The organism is Salinithrix halophila (genome assembly GCF_042650125.1).
GTDB lineage: Bacteria > Bacillota > Bacilli > Thermoactinomycetales > DSM-45169 > Salinithrix > Salinithrix halophila.
The window spans coordinates 360258-379084 of record NZ_JBHSAP010000015.1 but is presented as its reverse complement, the minus strand read 5'-3'; the positions used below and the strand labels follow the sequence as shown (position 1 = coordinate 379084).

18 protein-coding genes are annotated in these 18827 nt (G+C 45.4%); 4 read left to right on the top strand and 14 right to left on the bottom strand.

What is annotated here, in order from left to right:
• Nucleotides 1-80 precede the first annotated feature (80 nt).
• The 3 genes from ACFOUO_RS12085 to ACFOUO_RS12075 all read right to left on the bottom strand — a co-directional run bounded on the left by ACFOUO_RS12085 (nucleotide 81) and on the right by ACFOUO_RS12075 (nucleotide 4426).
• Complete coding sequence (locus ACFOUO_RS12085) at nucleotides 81-1709, bottom strand: peptide ABC transporter substrate-binding protein (RefSeq protein ID WP_380705369.1); 1629 nt, start codon at nucleotides 1707-1709, stop codon at nucleotides 81-83.
• Nucleotides 1710-1980: 271 nt separating this feature from the next.
• On the bottom strand, nucleotides 1981-3414 hold the full coding sequence (gene aspA / locus ACFOUO_RS12080) for an aspartate ammonia-lyase (RefSeq protein ID WP_380705368.1): 1434 nt from the start codon (nucleotides 3412-3414) through the stop codon (nucleotides 1981-1983).
• Between the two features lies 1 nt (nucleotide 3415).
• The gene (locus ACFOUO_RS12075) at nucleotides 3416-4426 is read right to left on the bottom strand and encodes an asparaginase (RefSeq protein ID WP_380705366.1); all 1011 of its coding nucleotides are present in this window, start codon (nucleotides 4424-4426) and stop codon (nucleotides 3416-3418) included.
• Between the two features lie 174 nt (nucleotides 4427-4600).
• Between ACFOUO_RS12075 and ACFOUO_RS12070 the strand changes: the two genes are divergently transcribed.
• Nucleotides 4601-4963 (top strand): helix-turn-helix domain-containing protein, encoded by a 363-nt coding sequence (locus ACFOUO_RS12070; protein ID WP_380705365.1) that lies wholly within the window; start codon nucleotides 4601-4603, stop codon nucleotides 4961-4963.
• A 38-nt stretch (nucleotides 4964-5001) separates the two neighbouring features.
• Here ACFOUO_RS12070 and ACFOUO_RS12065 read toward each other — a convergent pair whose 3' ends face one another.
• Nucleotides 5002-5430, bottom strand: coding sequence for a DUF441 domain-containing protein (locus ACFOUO_RS12065; protein WP_380705363.1), 429 nt, complete (start codon nucleotides 5428-5430; stop codon nucleotides 5002-5004).
• 161 nt (nucleotides 5431-5591) lie between these two features.
• On the opposite strand from ACFOUO_RS12065, the gene ACFOUO_RS12060 reads away from it, so the two are divergent.
• Entirely contained in the window at nucleotides 5592-5912 is a 321-nt protein-coding gene (locus ACFOUO_RS12060) for a hypothetical protein (RefSeq protein ID WP_380705362.1), read from the top strand.
• Nucleotides 5913-6132: 220 nt separating this feature from the next.
• A complete protein-coding gene (locus tag ACFOUO_RS12055) occupies nucleotides 6133-6546 on the top strand; it encodes a hypothetical protein (protein WP_380705361.1) in 414 nt (137 codons plus the stop codon).
• A 48-nt stretch (nucleotides 6547-6594) separates the two neighbouring features.
• On the opposite strand, the gene ACFOUO_RS12050 is transcribed toward ACFOUO_RS12055, so the two are convergent.
• The 5 genes from ACFOUO_RS12050 to ACFOUO_RS12030 all read right to left on the bottom strand — a co-directional run bounded on the left by ACFOUO_RS12050 (nucleotide 6595) and on the right by ACFOUO_RS12030 (nucleotide 11190).
• Entirely contained in the window at nucleotides 6595-7659 is a 1065-nt protein-coding gene (locus ACFOUO_RS12050; protein WP_380705360.1) for a DUF3238 domain-containing protein, read from the bottom strand.
• A complete protein-coding gene (locus ACFOUO_RS12045) occupies nucleotides 7640-7960 on the bottom strand; it encodes a fibronectin type III domain-containing protein (protein ID WP_380705359.1) in 321 nt (106 codons plus the stop codon). Before ACFOUO_RS12045 ends, ACFOUO_RS12050 begins: the two co-directional genes overlap by 20 nt.
• A gap of 248 nt (nucleotides 7961-8208) precedes the next feature.
• On the bottom strand, nucleotides 8209-8973 hold the full coding sequence (locus ACFOUO_RS12040) for a hypothetical protein (RefSeq protein ID WP_380705358.1): 765 nt from the start codon (nucleotides 8971-8973) through the stop codon (nucleotides 8209-8211).
• Between the two features lie 236 nt (nucleotides 8974-9209).
• On the bottom strand, nucleotides 9210-10013 hold the full coding sequence (locus tag ACFOUO_RS12035; protein WP_380705357.1) for an LCP family protein: 804 nt from the start codon (nucleotides 10011-10013) through the stop codon (nucleotides 9210-9212).
• A gap of 229 nt (nucleotides 10014-10242) precedes the next feature.
• Nucleotides 10243-11190 carry a polysaccharide deacetylase family protein gene (locus tag ACFOUO_RS12030; RefSeq protein WP_380705356.1) on the bottom strand — a complete coding sequence of 316 codons (948 nt, stop codon included), beginning with the start codon at nucleotides 11188-11190 and terminating at the stop codon, nucleotides 10243-10245.
• 310 nt (nucleotides 11191-11500) lie between these two features.
• Here ACFOUO_RS12030 and ACFOUO_RS12025 point away from each other — a divergent pair, with 310 nt between their 5' ends.
• On the top strand, nucleotides 11501-13186 hold the full coding sequence (locus ACFOUO_RS12025; RefSeq protein ID WP_380705355.1) for a CAP domain-containing protein: 1686 nt from the start codon (nucleotides 11501-11503) through the stop codon (nucleotides 13184-13186).
• Between the two features lie 140 nt (nucleotides 13187-13326).
• Here ACFOUO_RS12025 and ACFOUO_RS12020 read toward each other — a convergent pair whose 3' ends face one another.
• The 5 genes from ACFOUO_RS12020 to ACFOUO_RS12000 form a co-directional block, all read right to left on the bottom strand.
• The gene (locus ACFOUO_RS12020; RefSeq protein ID WP_380705354.1) at nucleotides 13327-14181 is read right to left on the bottom strand and encodes an ABC transporter permease; all 855 of its coding nucleotides are present in this window, start codon (nucleotides 14179-14181) and stop codon (nucleotides 13327-13329) included.
• A complete protein-coding gene (locus tag ACFOUO_RS12015; protein WP_380705353.1) occupies nucleotides 14165-15115 on the bottom strand; it encodes an ABC transporter ATP-binding protein in 951 nt (316 codons plus the stop codon). The genes ACFOUO_RS12020 and ACFOUO_RS12015 overlap by 17 nt, the downstream gene beginning before the upstream one ends.
• Before the next feature lie 73 nt (nucleotides 15116-15188).
• Nucleotides 15189-16358 carry an anti-sigma factor family protein gene (locus tag ACFOUO_RS12010; protein WP_380705352.1) on the bottom strand — a complete coding sequence of 390 codons (1170 nt, stop codon included), beginning with the start codon at nucleotides 16356-16358 and terminating at the stop codon, nucleotides 15189-15191.
• Nucleotides 16355-16894: an RNA polymerase sigma factor SigX gene (locus ACFOUO_RS12005; protein ID WP_380705351.1), complete on the bottom strand. Its 540-nt coding sequence runs from the start codon at nucleotides 16892-16894 to the stop codon at nucleotides 16355-16357. The genes ACFOUO_RS12010 and ACFOUO_RS12005 overlap by 4 nt, the downstream gene beginning before the upstream one ends.
• A gap of 215 nt (nucleotides 16895-17109) precedes the next feature.
• Nucleotides 17110-18636, bottom strand: coding sequence for an alpha/beta fold hydrolase (locus tag ACFOUO_RS12000; RefSeq protein WP_380705350.1), 1527 nt, complete (start codon nucleotides 18634-18636; stop codon nucleotides 17110-17112).
• Nucleotides 18637-18827 lie beyond the last annotated feature (191 nt).

Genomic DNA, 18827 nt, shown 5'->3' with positions numbered 1-18827 from the left:
TCGGCACTCAGCTCCACTATTCATGAGGGCTCCGTCAAATAAAAAAAACCCCTTGCTTTCCAAGGGGTTGAAGGTTTTGCTTACTTCTTTTCTTTTTTCTTCTGGATCGATACCCATTTCAGACTGTACTTGGCCAATACGGGGTGGCGGTATAGGTTTTTCACACGTGGTTTGTGTAGGTATGATTCCCTTTCGTAATACAAGGGAGCCACTCCCGCGTCATCCACCAACAATTTCTCCGCCTTGATCAAATTCACTTCCCGCTGCCGGTAATCGACGGTGTCCTTCGAACGGTCGATCAGGGAATCAAATTCGGTGTTTTTCCAATGGCCGAAATTGATCGGGTTATTGGAATGCCACATATCCAAAAAAGTCATCGGATCATCATAATCCCCGGTCCATCTCACCAAGGAAAGTTGAAAGTTCCCCGCTTTTTCCAGCTCGAACTTTTGCTTTTGGGGCTGCGGATCAATTCGCACATTCAGTCCCAGGATCCTTTTCAGTTGTTCCTGGATCAAAACGGCTACTTTTTTCCGATCGTCGTTATAGGTCAGTAGGTCAATCGTCGGCATGGTGTCGATTCCGAGATCGTCCATCCCTTTTTCCAGTAATTCTTTCGCTTTTTCGGGATCGTATTTTACCTTCTCTTCCGTCTGATCACGGAACAACCGTCCACCATACCCTCGGATCGGTGGGGGAACCATCCCGCCAGCGGGCGTGTCATCTTTCAACACCTTGTCAACCAGCTCTTCCCGGTCGACCGCCATACTGATCGCCCGGCGGATATCGGCATTAGAAAGAAAGTCGTTCACGGTATTGTACCGTAAAAAATAAACGGTACCACTGTCCACTCGAACGAATTCCTTTGAGTTTTCAAAGGCTCCCACCAGTTGACTATCCAACGCGACAACATCCGCCTTATTGGCCTGGTACAGGCTGATTGCCGTAGAGTGGTCCTGGACGATCTGTACATTGATGGTATCCAGGGACACTCGGTCCCGATCCCAGTACCGGTCATTTTTTTTGTACCGATAGCTGTTTTCATGGGTCCACTCAGCAAGCTTAAAGGGACCGTTGAAAACCATGTTTTCGTCTTCCTTGGCGTATTGGTCTCCGTATTTTTCCACAATATCTTGCCGCTGGGGAAGGTACGTGATAAAGGCGGTTAAACTGAGGAAATAGGGAATCGGTTTCTCTAATCGCACTTGCAGCGTATGATCATTCAACGCCTTGACCCCCACCTCATCAGCCCCTACTTCTCCTTTGTTATACTTCTCAGCATTGAGTAGCGGGTACAAGATATAGGCATATTCCGATTGAATCTTAGGGTCAAGCGCTCGTTTCCACGCATACTCGAAATCCTGGGCCCTGACCGGTTTTCCGTCGCTCCATTCGGCTTCCCTAATTTTAAAGGTATAAGTCCGTCTGTCAGAGCTGATTTCGGGAAGGCCTTTAGCCATAGCCGGCTGGGGCTGGTTATCCTGATCCAATCTCATCAGGCCTTCCATCACATTGTTCATGATTTTGACGGAGCTGTCATCGATCAGCCGAGCGGTATCCAGGTTAACCGGCTCCGAGTTTTCCACTAAGTTTAAAACCTGCTTATCACCAGAGCCATCTTTCGCCTCTCCGAAGGGGTTGGAGCAAGCGGTCAATAAAGTAGCCATAAGAAAAAGACAGGCTGTCCATGCACAAAAGCGTTTTTTCATCATTCGCCTCCTGAATGGAAATGGATGAGGATAGGGAAAAGAGCTTGACCAATTATTTGAATATTGGTTCATTATAAGCGGGGAAGCGGTATTTTTCAACTAAAAATATAATGTATTTATTTCCATTCCCGTGTTAAGGCGATTATCGGTCTAGGGAACCATGAAATGGAATAAGAACCGGGTGACGTTCCCAAACCACCAAAGGGTTTTCAGCATAAAATAAGCGACTGCCTCTGTCGGGCACCCGCTTTCAATCCATCCTGATTTGCTGTTAGTCGTTATCTAACAAAGCAGACCCCGCAATGCCTGGGTGGGTCATTTCATAAGGATCCAAGATCAGATCCAGTTCTTCTTCGCTCAGTACATCGTACTTTAAGCAGAGGTCACGGATCGATTGGCCGGTTAGGACCGCCTCCCGTGCAACTCGTGCGGCTACTTCGTATCCGATATGCGGGTTGACGGCAGTAATCAAACCGACACCTTGCTCCACATACCGCTTCATTTGCTCTTCATTAGCCTTAATCCCCTTCAGACAATAATCCGTAAATACACGAAAAGCGTTGTTCATCACGCTGATGGACTGAAGGAGGTTGAAGACAAGAACAGGTTCCATCACATTCAATTCCAGTTGCCCCGCTTCAGATGCCAAACAAATGGTATGATCATTGCCGATGACTTGAAAGGCGACTTGGTTGATCAATTCTGCCATCACGGGATTTACTTTGCCCGGCATGATCGAGGACCCAGGCTGGCGGGCTGGCAAAGTGATTTCACTGAGCCCCGCCCGGGGACCGGAGGCCATCAACCGAAGATCGTTTGCCATTTTAGACATGTTCATCATGCATACTTTGAGGGCGGCGGAAACTTCAGTATAGGCGTCTGTATTCTGCGTTGCATCTACCAGATGGTCCGCACGGATCAGCGGTAGTCCGCTGATTTCCGCCAGATGCTTCACCACATTCTCCATATAGCGGGGGTCAGCATTTAATCCCGTTCCGACAGCCGTCGCTCCCATATTCACTTCATATAGATGCTGGCGAGACTGCTTGACCCGTTTAATGTCCCGGTCCAGCACCCTCCGATAAGCTTCAAATTCCTGGCCGAGACGGATGGGTACCGCATCCTGAAGGTGAGTCCGTCCCATTTTTATAATGGGATCGAATTCCTGTGCTTTCTTTTTTAACACGTCCTCCATCCGCTGCATCGCTTCTAGGAGGGTTTCCAACTGGTGGAGGGCGGCGATATGAATGGCCGTCGGGAAAACGTCATTGGTCGATTGCGCCATGTTCACATGCGTATTGGGACTCAGAGAGAAATAATCCCCTTTTTGCTTTCCCAAAAGTTCCAGCCCGCGGTTGGCGATCACCTCATTAGCATTCATATTGATGGAGGTTCCCGCTCCGCCCTGGATCGGATCGACAATAAATTGATCGTGCCACTTTCCGGCGATGATCTCCTCCGCTGCTGTAACGATGACATTCCCCATACGCGGGCGAAGGCGGCCGATTTCCATGTTGGCCAAAGCAGCCGCTTTCTTGACCATGGCTATCGCTCGGATGAGCGAGGGGTGAAGGCGGTAACCGGTGATGGGGAAATTTTCCGTGGCACGTAAGGTTTGAATCCCATAATACGCGTCAACAGGAATCGCTTTTTCTCCGAGAAAGTCCTTTTCCCTCCGATGGGTTGGATCAGATACGGCATTCATGTTATAACCCGCTTTCCAGAGGATCTTGGGGAGATAAGTCATTCGCGATGGGGGTTTCCATGATTTTTTTGACCTCTCGGATGTCCTCCGTTTTTCCTAGCGCCCACATCAACTTGGCAACCATCGCCTCGGTATTCATATCTTTGGAGAGAATGATCGTATCCTGCGCTACTTTTCGCCCGACCTCATACAGGACCAAATCCTCGCCTTCTTCCAGACATTGCGTCGTGATCACCACCGCCATTCCGGAAGCTGTCACCTCTTTCAGCTTGGGCAAAAGATCCCGATCTTGAAAAGGGATGCCCCCGTTTCCATAGCTTTCGATGATCAATCCTTTATATAACCCCTTGATGAAATCGAACAACTCCGGCTTCGTGCCCGGGTGCAATTTCATCAGAAAGACATCGGGGCAGAGGGACGTATCGAGTGTCAAAGGCTTCGGATCCGCCGCCAGCGTCCGCTTGTGATAGCGGACTTCAGACCCTTCAATGAAGGCTACGTAAGGATGGTTGATGCTCTCAAAGGCGTCATAGCTCTTCGTTCGCATCTTCACCGCTCGCGTCCCCTGGATGACCCGACCGTCGAAAACGACATATACCCCTCCGATATCCTCACAGGCAAACTGCATCGCATCCGCGATATTTTTCCTCGCATCGGTTTTCTCGTAGTTGATCGGTACTTGAGAGCCCGTAACTACAATCGGCTTGGAAGAATGCTGCAGCATGTAGGACAGGGCTGCGGCGGTATAAGCCATGGTATCAGTGCCGTGGGTGATGACAAAACCGTCAAATCGCTCATAATTCTCATAGACTACTTTCGCGATTTTCACCCACGATTCCGGTTGCATATTGGTGCTGTCTATGTTCATTACCATTTGACTTTCAAGATGATAATGATGATGTTCCGGCAAATAACGGATCAAATCGTCGGCATCCAGCCCAGGAGCCAAACCTTCCTCTCTCTGGACGGACGCAATCGTCCCACCGGTCGTCAATAAAAGGATTTTTTTCATACGATACACCTCGATGAAGTCCCAGTATTGTCATGAAGCGGACTTTCGTATAAGATAGGAACGTACGCATTACGCGAACCCTAAGGCTAATTATAATCATAACACAACAGAAATCAACCTATTATGTACTCAAATCGCGTACATTCTGGTTGGAATAAATCGGGAGGGCAAGCGATGTTTTTGGATCGATTGGTTGAATTGAGAAAGAGGAAAAAATGGTCAATACAAGAAACCGCCGACCGGCTGGGGATACCCAAAAGCACTTACGCGGGGTATGAATCGGGCTACCGCCGACCCTCCCTGGAAGCGATCACGATGATGGCCGATCTGTTCGAAACCTCCCTCGACGATCTGATGGGCCGAGCCATCGACTCCCCCAGCCCAACCGGAAAGAAAAAAAACACCCCGCCCCTTGAGCTATCCGACGATATCTCACTAACCATCGATGGCCAGCCCCTCTCCAAAGAGGAAATCCAGCAATTGATCGCCTATATCCGAGCCAAACGGCAGATCGAACAACGCAAAATCTCATCTTAAGAGAAGACCCGGCTTTTTTCGCCGGGTCTTCTCTTCCTTCATTTGAACCAATGAGCGAACAGCGATAACATCCCTGCTGCAATCAACGGACCGACCGGAACGCCGCGAAATATGGCTACACCGACGATGGTACCGATTAATAAGCCCGTTACAATCGTTGGTTGAGCCGTTAACAGACCGGCTCCTCTTCCCCCCAGATAAGCCACAAAAATGCCTACGGCAATCGCAGCCAAGCCGGAGGTACTTTTCATCGTATCTAGCAGAGCGGAGCCGGGGATTTTTTCTAATGCGACGGGAGCGAGTACACCCATCGTCAAAATGATTACGCCGATTTTCAGCCCGTATTGCTGGGTCCATAACAACGGCTGATCACTCGGCCACAAACGCAACACGATCAACCCCAGCCCGGCAATCCAAACCGTCGAATTTTGAGATACAACCCCCAATACCACAATGACTAGTAACATGATGAAACCATCCATACCCGTTCACTCTCTTCTGCAAAAAATCGACCGATGTTGCCACGATCCCAGCCCTCATTGTAATACAGCATCCCTTAGGATTCCAAAAACCGAGGATGAAACCCACCGATTACTCATAAAAGGAAATAAGGGATGAATGGAGAAACATGTTTAGGTTGACAAGTATCGACAATACCGATGAGGGGATAAAGATGCTGAAGAGAAAGCTGACGACTGCCACGATTGTTTATTTGTTATTCTTTGTAATATTTTCGGTTCATATCTCAACGGGCCCTACTTCTCAAGGTGAGTACTTCGGCATTTTTAATATGTATGCTATCCTATATATCTTCATTTACGGCGTTTCATTTTCCGTTTTTGCTTACAAGGTTGCTAACAGGATCAATCGCTTTTCCCGATTGACCAATCTAACCATCCACCTTTTAGGGGGAGCGTTGTTCCCGAATCGCTTTGCCCTTTACGATTAATGCGGATACAGCAGTCGAGAGATTGGATGAGCTGTTTTATTGGTTTGAGTCAGAAATCTTATGGTTCGGGCTTACTTTATCCCTATTATTTTGTGGAATCGATTCCATTTTAAAGAGAACGAAAAGGTATCGTGGGTAATTTACCAATCGGTTAACCTTACCGAAGAGATTGACTTATACAAGGAATTTGTTTTCTCACAATTTACACGAGGTGATTAAGGTGCTAAAAAGAAAGTTGGTTACCGCAACGATTGTTTATTTGTCATTTTTGGCTTACCTTTTTTGTTTTTTTAATGTTACCCTCGAGGATATAGAGGGTATTTACATAGTTAGCATATTTTCTATTTTATTTATTTTCTTTTATGGGATTCCATTTTCTATATTGGCAGATAAGGCCTATCAGAGGGTAAGCCAATTTCCCTTGTTTTATAATCTATCCATCTATATCCTAGGAGGGGTATTATTCCCTGTCGTTTTATCATTTGTTCTTAACCCTGATACCTTAGTAGAGAGATTTGATGATTTCAATTATTGGTATGATGTAGAAGATTTATGGCTAGGGCTTACTTTATCGCTGTTATTTTGGGTTGTCGATTTTGCTTTAAAGAAAACTAGGATGTTTAACAAGGGGTAATAGACAGAAAGGGTTATGCGATTGATCGCATAACCCTTTCTGTTTTATCTAAAATGATGCATAAAATTCAGCTTTTGGAGTAAAAAACCATAAATAAAGAAATCCTCTATGTTTAGTTCGGTGAATCGGCACAACAAAATCGCCCGGATAATTCATAAGATAAAACTCGTGAGAAGGAGCAAAATCATGAACTCCATAAGTTATTAACTTATTTTTATAAACCTTAGCGTAATAAAAAACATCGATAGTCGGAGCTTTGAAGATTAAAGGATGGGCAGATTGATGTTGCACGCCTTGAGCAATCCATCCGTTACCTTTTTCAACTTTAGTCAGTTTTAGGTCAGATTTAGGTGCCCATGCTTTTTTCACCACTTTCCCCTTTTTATACCCGATGGTCACGCCAATATTGCGATACATCTTTGCGTACTTTTTGCTTCCCTTAAAGGTCGTATAGACATCCGTATGTGTTTTTATAGCGTGTGAACCAGTGGCCCAGGGATCGAAGCCTCGGTTATTACCATTAAATTTATCATATGTGCATTTAGGTGGGCACTGAGGGTTATCCGCATACTTCATTGGAATAAAGGTTTTATACCGTAAGATCCACCCGTAACCTGGGGGTGGCGTAAAACCCTTCGTTTTACTTGTACGTATAACCACACGGTGGCGCAATTCCTTCCTTTCGTAAAAAAGGTTTTTTTCATCCCCTTTGTCATAGTCGATTTTCTTTTTCTCTAGTTCTTCTTTGATTTTATCAATCCGCTCTTGGGGAAGTTTTTTATACCCGACTATCGTGTAGATATAGGTTTTGTTTTCCTTTACCTTCGTATCGGTATATTGATGACCACTTACTACTTTCATTAACTTACCATTTCGATAGAGTTTATACTTTTGATTATCATCAGGAATCCCTTCCCATTTTAAAGTGACTTTGCTCTTCTTTACAGTTGATGTAATACTCGCATCCGTCATTGGATAAGAAATTTCCCACTCTTCTTTATCCCGAGTTTTGTATGGAGGGGTTGTTTGGATCGGGCGATACGAAGTCAGGTCTTTCTCAGATTTCTTCGTCGATGTATGAACGATCGCTTCATCAAGAAGATGATGCTCCATGCTCCTTGTTAAATGCTTGGAGACGATACTCGTAGATTCGGTCGCTCTCTAATTGATTGTGTATAAACTTTTGCTTCTTTCCGGACCACAATTCCTTTCCGCGATTGTTTTCATCGATCAATACGACCTTATAATAATCGCCACTCGAATTCCATGAAAGTTCGATTGACTTTTCCTTTGAAGTAGTCTGTACTTTCAGCCCATTTTCAGCAAGGACGCTGGGTTGAAAACCAACAAATGCCATGCACCCAACAACTGCAACAAGAAATGCCCAGAACAAAAAACGCGTCGATTTACTCATAATGGTTATACCTCCATTTTTTGTATTCAGGAGGATAGTATCCTAACAACAAATGATTTGCAAGCAAAATGAATATTTTCATATAGTTCCGTATTCTATTTCTGGATGCAGCCCTGTTGTAAATGGATAAAGAAACAGCCCCTTTTCTAGAAGTTATTTTATATCAAAACAGCCCGTGCATAAGCTACACGGGCTGTTAAGCGGGTATCGTTTTATATGAAAAGACTTGGTCTTGGTCTCGCCTTTTTTTAGAGTTTCTCGATTTTACCGTTTACAGCTGTGTAGTGAATCCACTTGACCGGAGAATGACCCGTGGCACCGGAGAAAACCGAAACACGAATATCTTTGACGTTGTCGTTGGTGAACTTCTTAAAGTACAGGGTGGGCTCGTAACCGTCCGCCTTCACGGTCTTTTTCATGGTCTTTTTCTTCGCTACATCGGTGACGGATAGATAAAATTTGTCGTAGTACACTTTGGAGCCTTCATAATTGTGCCCCATCAGCTTGACGACATCCTCTTTTCCATCCCCTGTGACATCCACTTTCTTTTGTGCTACCACTTTGTAACCCTTATGTGCCTTGTTAGCCTTTTTTGCTAAAGAGATTTTGCCGTTTTTGGCGGTGTAATATAGGTCTACTACCGGAGAATGACCCGTGGCACCGGAAGAAACCCGGACATGAATATCCTTGATGTTGTCTTTGTTGTACTTCTTAAAGGACAGGGTGGGCTCATAGCCGTCTGCCTTCACGGTCTTTTTCATGGTCTTTTTCTTCGCTACATCGGTGACGGACAGATAAAATTTGTCGTAGTACACTTTGGAGTCTTCAAATTTGTGCCCCATCAGCTTGACGACATCCTCTTTTCCATCCCCTGTGACATCTACTTTCTTTTGTGCTACCACTTCGTAACCCTTTTGTGCCGTGACGGGTTTCGCTGCTAAAGTTGGGGAAGCCGTAAGTGTAAACAAAATAGCTCCACCAAGCACCGTGGCACCAATTTTTCTGATGTTCATTCTTTCACCCTCCATTTCCTAATCTCACCTCAATTTTATACCGGGAAACGAAGTACAAACAGTGGCCAAAAATATTTCATATGTCCCCTTTCTATATGGTGGTTGTTATAAGTGAAATTCCTATTGAATGAAAGCCATACAACCTTGTTATGTCATGTTTTCCTATAACAACGGTGGGTTATGCATGGAAAAAGCCCACTGGGAAACCCGTCCCAACGAGCTTTTTACCACCCCTTTTATGGGGAGGCCGTGCTAGATGAAAGGTCTAACTGTTTACGCAGGATCCGGCTGACCCTTTTTCTCTCTTGGTCATTGACGAGGTAGTACCAAAGATGTTGGGAATTTTGGTTGCTGTTTTCCCCGCGAATCTTCACCATCTCAATCCGACCCGAGGGGATTTGACGGTATAGGTTTTCGAGGGCGAGCATCTCCTTCATTTTGATGTTGTGATTGATGTTTTGGCCAACGGCCTTCAAGATGTCATCCGTTTTCGTGACCGAGTCAAGACTGACCACTTTCTTCATCAACGCTTGAACAGCTTCTCGCTGACGTTCATTGCGTCCCAGATCACCCCGGGGATCCGATTTTCGCATCCGAACATAAGCGAGAGCCTCGTGTCCGTTCATATGGGTCGGCCCTTTTTTAAAGGTGTACCATTTGTAAAACAGCTTCATATTGAAATCAAAGGGTACTTTGACTTCGATCCCACCTACGGCATCCACCAGATCCATAAATCCTTTGAAATTAATCTTCATGTAATAGTCAATGGGGATATTGATAAAGTTTTCCACGGTCTCTGCTAAGTTGGTCATCGGATCTATATCGGCCTGTCGTCCATAATAAGGTGCAGCATTAATCTTCGTCTGTAATCCCTCAGTATTGGCGATTTCAGTCAGGGTATCCCGGGGGATACTTACCACCTTGATCGACTTTTTCGCCGGGTTGACGGCAGCGATCATAATAACGTCGGATCGCCAATTTTTATTTGTTGCGGTTCGTACATCGGTCCCGACCAACATTAAGGTAAATGGTTCATTCATGGTTACTTCTTTTTGACGATGAGAGGATTTATTCCGATTGAGAGGAGCATAGGATTGCTCATTGGCTTTCCATACTTGATAGGCAAAACAACCCGCAGTAGATAGAATGCCTACTAGAATCAGTATGAGAAACCAGATCCCTATCCTCCGGGCCTTTTTCTTTTTTTCGCGTTTCACGCCGGAATGAACGATAAGTCACCCCCCCTTCCTTTCCAATCAAGAAGATCGATTAGTTGCGATACGCCGGTTTATTGAACAGCTTGTCTACTGTCACGAACTCATACCCTTGATCTTTCAGGTACTGAATGACTTGGGGAAGCGCCTGAACCGTCGTGGATCGATCCCCTCCTCCATCATGCATAAGGATAATACTCCCAGGGGAAGCTTGGCTTTTCACCGCTTGGACCACTTGATCGGCCGTTCTTCCCGTTTTCCAATCCAAGGTATCGACATTCCAATTCACGGTCCAATAGCCCTTTTGGGAAAGACGCTTCTTTTGTACCCCTGTGAGTGCTCCATAAGGCGGGCGAAACCAGGCGACTTCTTTCCCGGTGGCTTTTTTGATCGCTCGATAGGTGGAATCTAACTCTGGGTCAATCTGGCTTTGAGCTGGCAAATAGCTATGGCTCCAGGAATGACTGGCAATGACATGCCCTTCGTCCATCACCTGCTTCGTCAACTCCGGATTACGACGAACTTGGCTACCAACAACAAAAAATGTAGCTTGAATATTTTCCCTATTCAGTAGATTTAATACTTGCTGTGTATCATGATCATTGGGTCCATCATCAAAAGTAAGCGCTACCTGTTTCTTTTTCGTAGACCCGTTGTAAAATACAGAGGGGGCATTAGCATCCTTTTCATCACTCTCTCTCGCCTCTAGATACCTCTTCTTCCGCTCCCTTAATAATCTCATTTTTTTCTTCTCTTTCGCTAAAATCTCTTTTTTCTTTCTAATTATTTCCTTTTCTTTCTCATTATTTTCCCTTTTTTCTTTCCCTGCCTCTTTTTTATCCATTTCCTGTTTTCCTTTTGTATCCAGGGAGAAAAGCCCGCTATTTGTGTAAAAATTCCCTATGAATATAAAGACAGAAAATAGGATGGCTAAAGCAAATAATAATTTAAATATTCTGATCACTGTTCCACCTCCATCTATTTGCTTTTTGAGTGGAATCATTTCTTCTTCAATTAAAATCCTAACCCGAAAAACAAATACGAAAAAGATCCCAAAAAAGAAGAGCGTGTCTCCTTTTTGGAGATAGACATAGCCTGGTCAAAGGTAGCCAGTGACCTCCGTAACCTGACATTTAACCGAAATATGCAAGGGTAAGTATACAACTGAAAATAAAACGGAAAATCAGCCGCTATCTATAGATGCCGGCCATTTGGATAAAAAAAATAACGAAAAAATTGAAACAAACGATCTAGGACTTCCGTTATCCATGCTGCGGTAAAATTATTTCATTTATTTTAAGGAGGAACACTTCTTGAAAAAAGCAATAGTGCTGTCAATGATTGTTGTGCCGATTGCCCTTATCGCATGGTTCTTCATTTATGGGAATTCGCCAACTGAACATTCGGCTGAAAAGCCGGATAATTCAAAAGAAGAAGCGGCCGTCTCCCCTAAGGATTCTAACAAAAAGCCGGATCCCCATATTACTCCCAAAACAAAATCCACGAAGGAACGCCAATTCTATATGGTCGACAACAAAGGAGATCATGTAGAAGTAAGTCACCCTACGCCCAAGGGGAAAGCATCCAATAGCGACCCCACAGTCAAAGAGCCGGTAAAAGTGGAACAGGAAACAACAGCCGACGTTTATAATGAAGACGGAAAGAAAGTTGGCAAACAAAAGATTTCACAAGACTTTATTGATGGAAAAGAAAAAACCTCTCAAACAGAGAATGCCCCTCAAGCACAGCAAACACCCAAAGCTCAGAGTGCCCCCCAAGCCCAAAACACAGAGACCCAAGCTGCCCCTGGGGCAAAACAAGTGATGACTGTCCAAGTTGTAGCCGACGAAGAATACCGAGCGGCTAACCCCGATTGGATGCGATTAACGACAGAGATCATGGAGAAAACCAACCAACCTTTTATGCGCGACCATAAAATCGATTTTAAAGTCCAAGCATTTGCTAAGTGGAAATCAGATGGCGCAAACAACCAACAGCTCTTGGATGATCTGGATCGCGACTGGAACCGAGGGAAATTTGATTTTGTCGTCGGTTTCACAAAGGATCGGAGCTTCAATATGGGCGGGATCGCTTATGTATATCCCTCTGCACCCACCGGCAGTGCGGTTAGCTTGAATGTGGATCAAGGAAGCCAGTTAACACCCTTTGCTGTTCAACATGAGCTCTCTCATAATCTGGGGTTAAATCATGACCAGCAGGGAAGCGGAATCAAATGCATCATGAATTATGACACCATGTACAAAACAGATACTTGGGACACGGATCACAACCATTTAATTAACAAAAATAAAAAGGGTTACGGGCATTCGGCAACTGACAACGAAGAGGATAACGATAACAATACCAATGATGAAAACAACGATGACGGGAACACCAATGAAGAAGAGAAACCCGAAGACCCGAATCAAGACAATAATAATGAAGATACCAACAACGAAGACAACAACAACGAAGAGCCCAACAACGAAGAGAACAATAACGAGGACAACAACAATGAGGACACCAATGGTGATACCGATGGTGATTCCAATGATGACACCAATGGCAACGGTGACGACGATACCAATAATAATGACGAAGATCTCCAAGGACTCTCCGACTATGAAAAGAAAGTGGTTGAACTTGTCAACCAGGAGCGTCAAAAAAATAACTTGAACCCGCTGGCAGTGGATACAGAACTTTCGAAGGTTGCTCGTATCAAATCGGAAGATATGAAGGAAAAAGATTATTTCCATCACCAATCCCCCACTTACGGATCCCCATCGGACATGTTGAAGCGATTTAACATCTCCTTCCGGTACGGGGGCGAAAACCTGGGTTCCTTTTATGCGGCACCGGAAGATATCGTTGCTGCTTGGATGTATAGCCCCAACCACCGTAAGAATATTCTGAACCCCTGCTACACCCACATCGGGGTCGGCCATGTAACGGGAGGACATTTCGCCGTCTACTGGACACAACTGTTTATCGCCAAATAAGAAAACACAAGATCTAACAAACAACCGGGCGGCTAGTGCCACCCGGTTGTTATTTGTTGTAATGTCTTCAACCCAACCGATCATTCATTCACTCAGCCTGTTTCCGCCAATCATTGCCCGTTTATAAAAAGCCGGGTTCTCTACAAATCTCTTACGGAAAACGAACGTACAGTGGTACACAAAGCCACGATCCCATATAAAAACGTATAGAAAATCATCACGTTACTCGGAGCAGAGACGCTTCCGAAGAGCCCCTGAGCTGCAAAGGAAATCGGGTTGTCCGCAGAATCAAACAAGCAAATGGTCATTTTGCGAAATAAGGAATCGATCGGGAATACCAAGCTGGTCACGATCCCAATATTAATCATGATGGTTTCCTTCACCAAACTGCCGATCTGTTCGATAAACCCACCAATCATACTGATCACATATAACATCATCATGATGATTCCGCTGTTCAGCGTCGAGATTCGTGCGCTGAACAAAAGAGAAACGGTCACCAGAATGATGGGCTGGAGGATGAATAAGCCCAAGGCCTGAAGGATTTGAACCATCGTAACAGTGGCTTTTAGGTCTCCTCCGAGCCATTGATTCACCAACGTGATCCCTAAAAACAACCAAACCCCATATAGGGCCAGTAAACCGCTCAGCCCGATAAATCTCCCAAAAACAAAAGAGTACCGGGAAAGGGGCCGAGACAACAGGGGGTCGATTTGCCGGCTTTCAATTTCTTTGGATATGCTCCCAACACTGCTGAAAATGGCCAGCAAAGAGGTGATAAAAGAGGCGAAATATAAACCCATACCATATATTTGTGTCGATAAGAACCCTTTGGCCATATAACCCATGGTAGAGTTTGCCTGGGCCATCTTTTCGCCTGCGTAATGCGTTCCCACCCCGTAACAGACCAGGAAGGCCAGAGACATCCAGAAAATCACGATAAAAATCCGTTTATATAAAATCTCCTTTACAGTCAATTCAGCGATGGTCCACATCGGATACGTTCTCCTTCCTGGTTATCCAATACATAAAGATGTCTTCCAGGTTTTGTTTCTTTGGCGTCACTTGGTATACCTCCAGCTTATGGGCGGTGAGTTCCGATACTAAGGCGGGAATCTGCTGGTCATCGGATAACGTCACTCGCCATGAGCTTTTTCCTTCCCATTGGTCCAACTGCTCCCGATTGAGTACGAGTCCTTGCGAAGCCTCCCAAAAACGGTCTGTCACACCGGAAATCGTGACCTCTACTTCCGTTTTTACCGCTGAAAGTTTGCGCCAATCCCCTTGAACAACCAGCCGACCTTTATCGATAATCGCCACATGATTACATACACTTTCCACTTCACTGAGCAAGTGACTGTTTAAGAAGACCGTTTTTCCTTCGTCTTGTAGTGTACTGACCAGTTCACGGACTTCTTTTCTCCCGATGGGATCCAGGGCAGAGGTGGGTTCATCGAGAAAAAGGACTTCAGGATCTCCCAGAAGCGCACAGGCCAGCCCAATTCTCTGCTGCATACCTTTGGAATACCCACGGATTTTTTCATCTCCCCGTTGGTGTAAACCAACGCGTTCCAGCAAGTTATGGATGATTTTTGTACGTCCGGCACGGGATACCCCACATAAATCCGCATGGAGTTTCAACAATTGCTTGCCTGTCATCCAGTCAGGATAGCGGAACAACTCCGGTAGGTAACCCACCTTATCCCGGGAAAAAACCGACGGAATCGGTTGTCCGAGAATGGAACCTGTCCCGCTGGTCGGACGAATCAACCCCAATAAGGTCCGGACAAATGTGCTTTTTCCCGCTCCATTCGGCCCGAGAAAACCGAATACCACACCCCGGGGAACCTTCAAGCTGATATCCCGACATCCGACGTTTCCATCGTACCATTTGGTCAAACGATCCGCTTCGATGACATAATCGCCCATTCCCGTCTCTCCTTTACAAGAGGAAGCAGAGCGGCTTCTCTTTTTAAAGCCACTCTGCTTGCTTTTTTCCTATTTAATTGAATTGCTGAGCCAGTTGGATCAATTGATCCTTGGTTGCCTTCTTGTCGTAGATGGAAAGAACGCGGATTTTCCCGTCTTTTTGCCAGAGAAGCGTGGACATCCAACCGTCTTTTTGAATGATTCCCTTCTCTCCATCGATGTTCACTTCCCTTACCTTTTTCCCTTGCTCTTCGAAAACAGGAATAGGAAGTGTTTTCTGCCAATCCATCGCCATCAACTGTGTTTTAATATTTTCTGGAACAAACGGGAGAGAAAGCAGGGTTTTTCGTAGCTGATCCACATCTACGCCCTTTTCCACTTTGATTTCCGGGGCATCCCCTTCCATATATTCAATAGAATCGGAGGAATCTTTATCGGTGAGGCGGAGGGCTACGTATTTTGGAATGGTTACATTGAAGGATTTACCATTTAGGTTCTCATCCAGTTGGACACCTGTTTCCATCGTCTTCATTAATTTATTGATGTTTTTGGTGTTTAACTGGAAATGAATCGTATAGGGTAAGTGAACAGCCACCTCTTCCGACTCATACCCTTTGGGAAGTTTCGGCAACGAATGGCCGGCTTTTTCTGCTTGGCTGTAATTGTCAAAAGACTGGATCTGGTCTTTTTTGTTCCCTTCCGTCCGTACCTTCCCTAACCCTTTCAAATCCAAAGATCCGACCTGTTGGTTATCCAGCCAGTCCTGCGTTTTTTGCAAATCTTGCTCTGTCACTTTTACATACTCCACTTGGCTTAAACGGAAGACCGATAACCATTCACTGGCCGCCGCCTGAACTTGTGGAATGCTAAAAGCCCCCAAAAGAACCCCAGCGGCGGCAACTCCCGAAATCCACCGTTTTGTCGATTTTTTCATATGATCCCATCCCCGTTTCATTGGAGTTATTCCTTTGTTTTTCTCCGGTTTCTCGTACTCTCCATCGTCGGCAAGGCGCTGTTGGAAACGAGCCCATGCATCTTCGGGATCGATCCTGACCGGCTGGCTTGGATGAGAAAAACTCTCCTCCATAACGATTCGAATCCAGTCTTCCGATTCTTTCATTTGGTTAAGCTTGGACTGACAATCAGAGCACTGCTCGATATGCATAGCCATTTCTTTTCGTTCATTGCGAGCTAATTCCCCGTCTATATAAGCTTGTAAAAGCCCTTCATCCTTACAGGTCAACAGCCATCCCCCCTTCGTTGATATAGCTTTTGAAATTGTTTTTTCGCCCGGGAGAGAAGGGAGCCTACGGACCCCTTTTTAATCTGAATCGCTTGAGCTAACTCATCGTAGCTAAAACCGGAATATTTCATGAGAAGCAGATTTCGGTCGCGTTCATTCATTTGTGAAAGGATGCGGCGGACAGCCAATATATCCTCTTGCTCCAGCCATTTGTTTTCAGATGATGGGAGAAATTCCGAAGCGACGTGTGCTTCTTTTTCCATCCGGGCCCTGTACCTTTTTTCGGAACGCACATGGTTATATGCGGTGTTGATCGCTGTTTTTGTCAGCCAAGCAGGGAGGTTTTCAATCCCAGTGCGGTCTGTATGATACAACTGAAGAAATACATCCTGAGCGACATCCTCCGCGACGGACTGCGAAGAAATGATTCGCATAATCTGGCGAACAACCATGGGATAATGGCTTTTAAACAGCCGCTCAAAGTCATCGGTTTCTCTCTCTAACGATGGATCCTCAACCATAACCGATTCCTCCATTCTATCCCTCCTTTCCACCCCTCTATATATAAGACACCGGATATCGAAAATATAGGACACCATCCAAGCATTTTTTTTAGACCCGACGATGCAAGGTTTCCAAGTCGGACTCAATAAGACAAAAACAAGGGTACCCCTTCTGCATTAGAAGTGAGGCACCTTGTTCTTCTTACCTGCCAATTTTTTTAATCAGTGACACCGCCAATGATTGCCTGTTAGGTGGCCTGCTTCAGCAGTTCTTCATTATCCTCGAAGATACGCCTGGCTTTTTTTAATAATGACATGGCTTGTGAACGGGAACCTTCCTGTTTGAGTTGATCGGTCACCGAACATAAAAGGGAGACTAATTGTCCTTCGATTTGTCCTTTCAGATCCAGTATCCAATCATCATACAAGCCTGGTAAAAAAGAATGACCCACCTGGTCCAGGAATCCTTCACAAACCTTCTTTTTGATTTGTATATCCTTCTCATCAGCAGCACGCTGGAGACGCTTCATCCATTTCTGCAGATCACAATCGATGGTCCCTTTCAGTGAAACCTGCTCCCTGTCAATCATTAAGAACGGAACTTCACCGGAATCGTCTGATGACAACATTTTTTTCAAATGATTCAGTGACACACGGAGATGATTCCGGGCGTTTTTCAGATCCAACCATCCCCAAAATGCATCGCACAATTGTTCACGGGTAACCGTGCGGTGAAACAGAAGGTAGATGAACAGCCGCTTGGCGTTTCGTTGGTTCCACCCTTTACTTACCTCTTCTCCATTCACGAATACTCGAAAGGTGGTCATCAACTCCACATTTATGACGTTGACCGAAGTAAACGTATGTTGACAGTAATCGATAATTCCTGTCATCCTCGCTCGAACCTGTTCAAACCACTCATTCTCAGAAGGTTTCGGCTGAGCTGGTTTATGCGGTCTACCGATAAACTGTTTAATCCATCTGGCGACCGTATGGGGTTGATCCAGAAATATCGCATGAGAAGCGTTAGGTACCAGTAAAAAACGAGAACCCGGTAACAAATCGGAGAAGAACACACTGGCTATCGAATGGGGAATATATGGATCAAACTCCCCCCATAGAGACAACGACGGCGCAGGAAATTGTTTTAACCGCTCCATCGGCAGGGACTCCATGAGGAGGCGCAGTGAAGCTGCGTAGGAATCGGGGGTTGTCGAAGAGATCATCGCGCTCAACTTCGTCTCTTTCTTCTCCGTCACAGGATAACAAAGTCGGGGGATGACTTCCTCTGCCAAAGATTCCATAGAACCTGTACTTAATAACCCTTTGAAATGATTGAGGACAATGGGCCGGACAAAAGGAGGGATATAACTGGGTACGGTGTTGAGAACAAGAGAACGAATGCGCGTGGGATGCGACAGGGCCATATAAACGCCAATTTTCCCACCTAAACTATCTCCGATAAAATGAAATTCAGGGATTTCCAAATAATCAACCAAGTCCAGTAGGTCTTTACCTAACCGATCAAAGGAAAAAGGATCCGAACCCGCCTCACTCTGCCCGTGTCCACGAAGATCATAGCGTAGAATATGGTATTCATCGTTGAGACAAGGAAGGATCCAGTCCCATTCCTCAAGCGTTAACCCCAAGCCATGAGCCAGAACCAGTACTCCTTTGCCCCTTGGAGAGGGGTGATATTCGTAACGGATTCTCACTGTATTCTGAAAAAACGCCACCCGAACCCCCCCATTTCCGATAGGTTGAAGTACCTTCAAATTACACCTCCTGTTACAAGAGGTCAACGCTTAAACCCTCTATAAAAGGTGACTTTATCGGTCGGAATAGGAACCTTTTTCTCTGTCTTCACGAAAAACCCCCCTGCTCGTTGACAACCATGGAGATGAAATGCCATAGCACAGGCACTTCTTTGGTCATCAAGGGAAAGGGGGGCTCTTTTCTGCGAAAA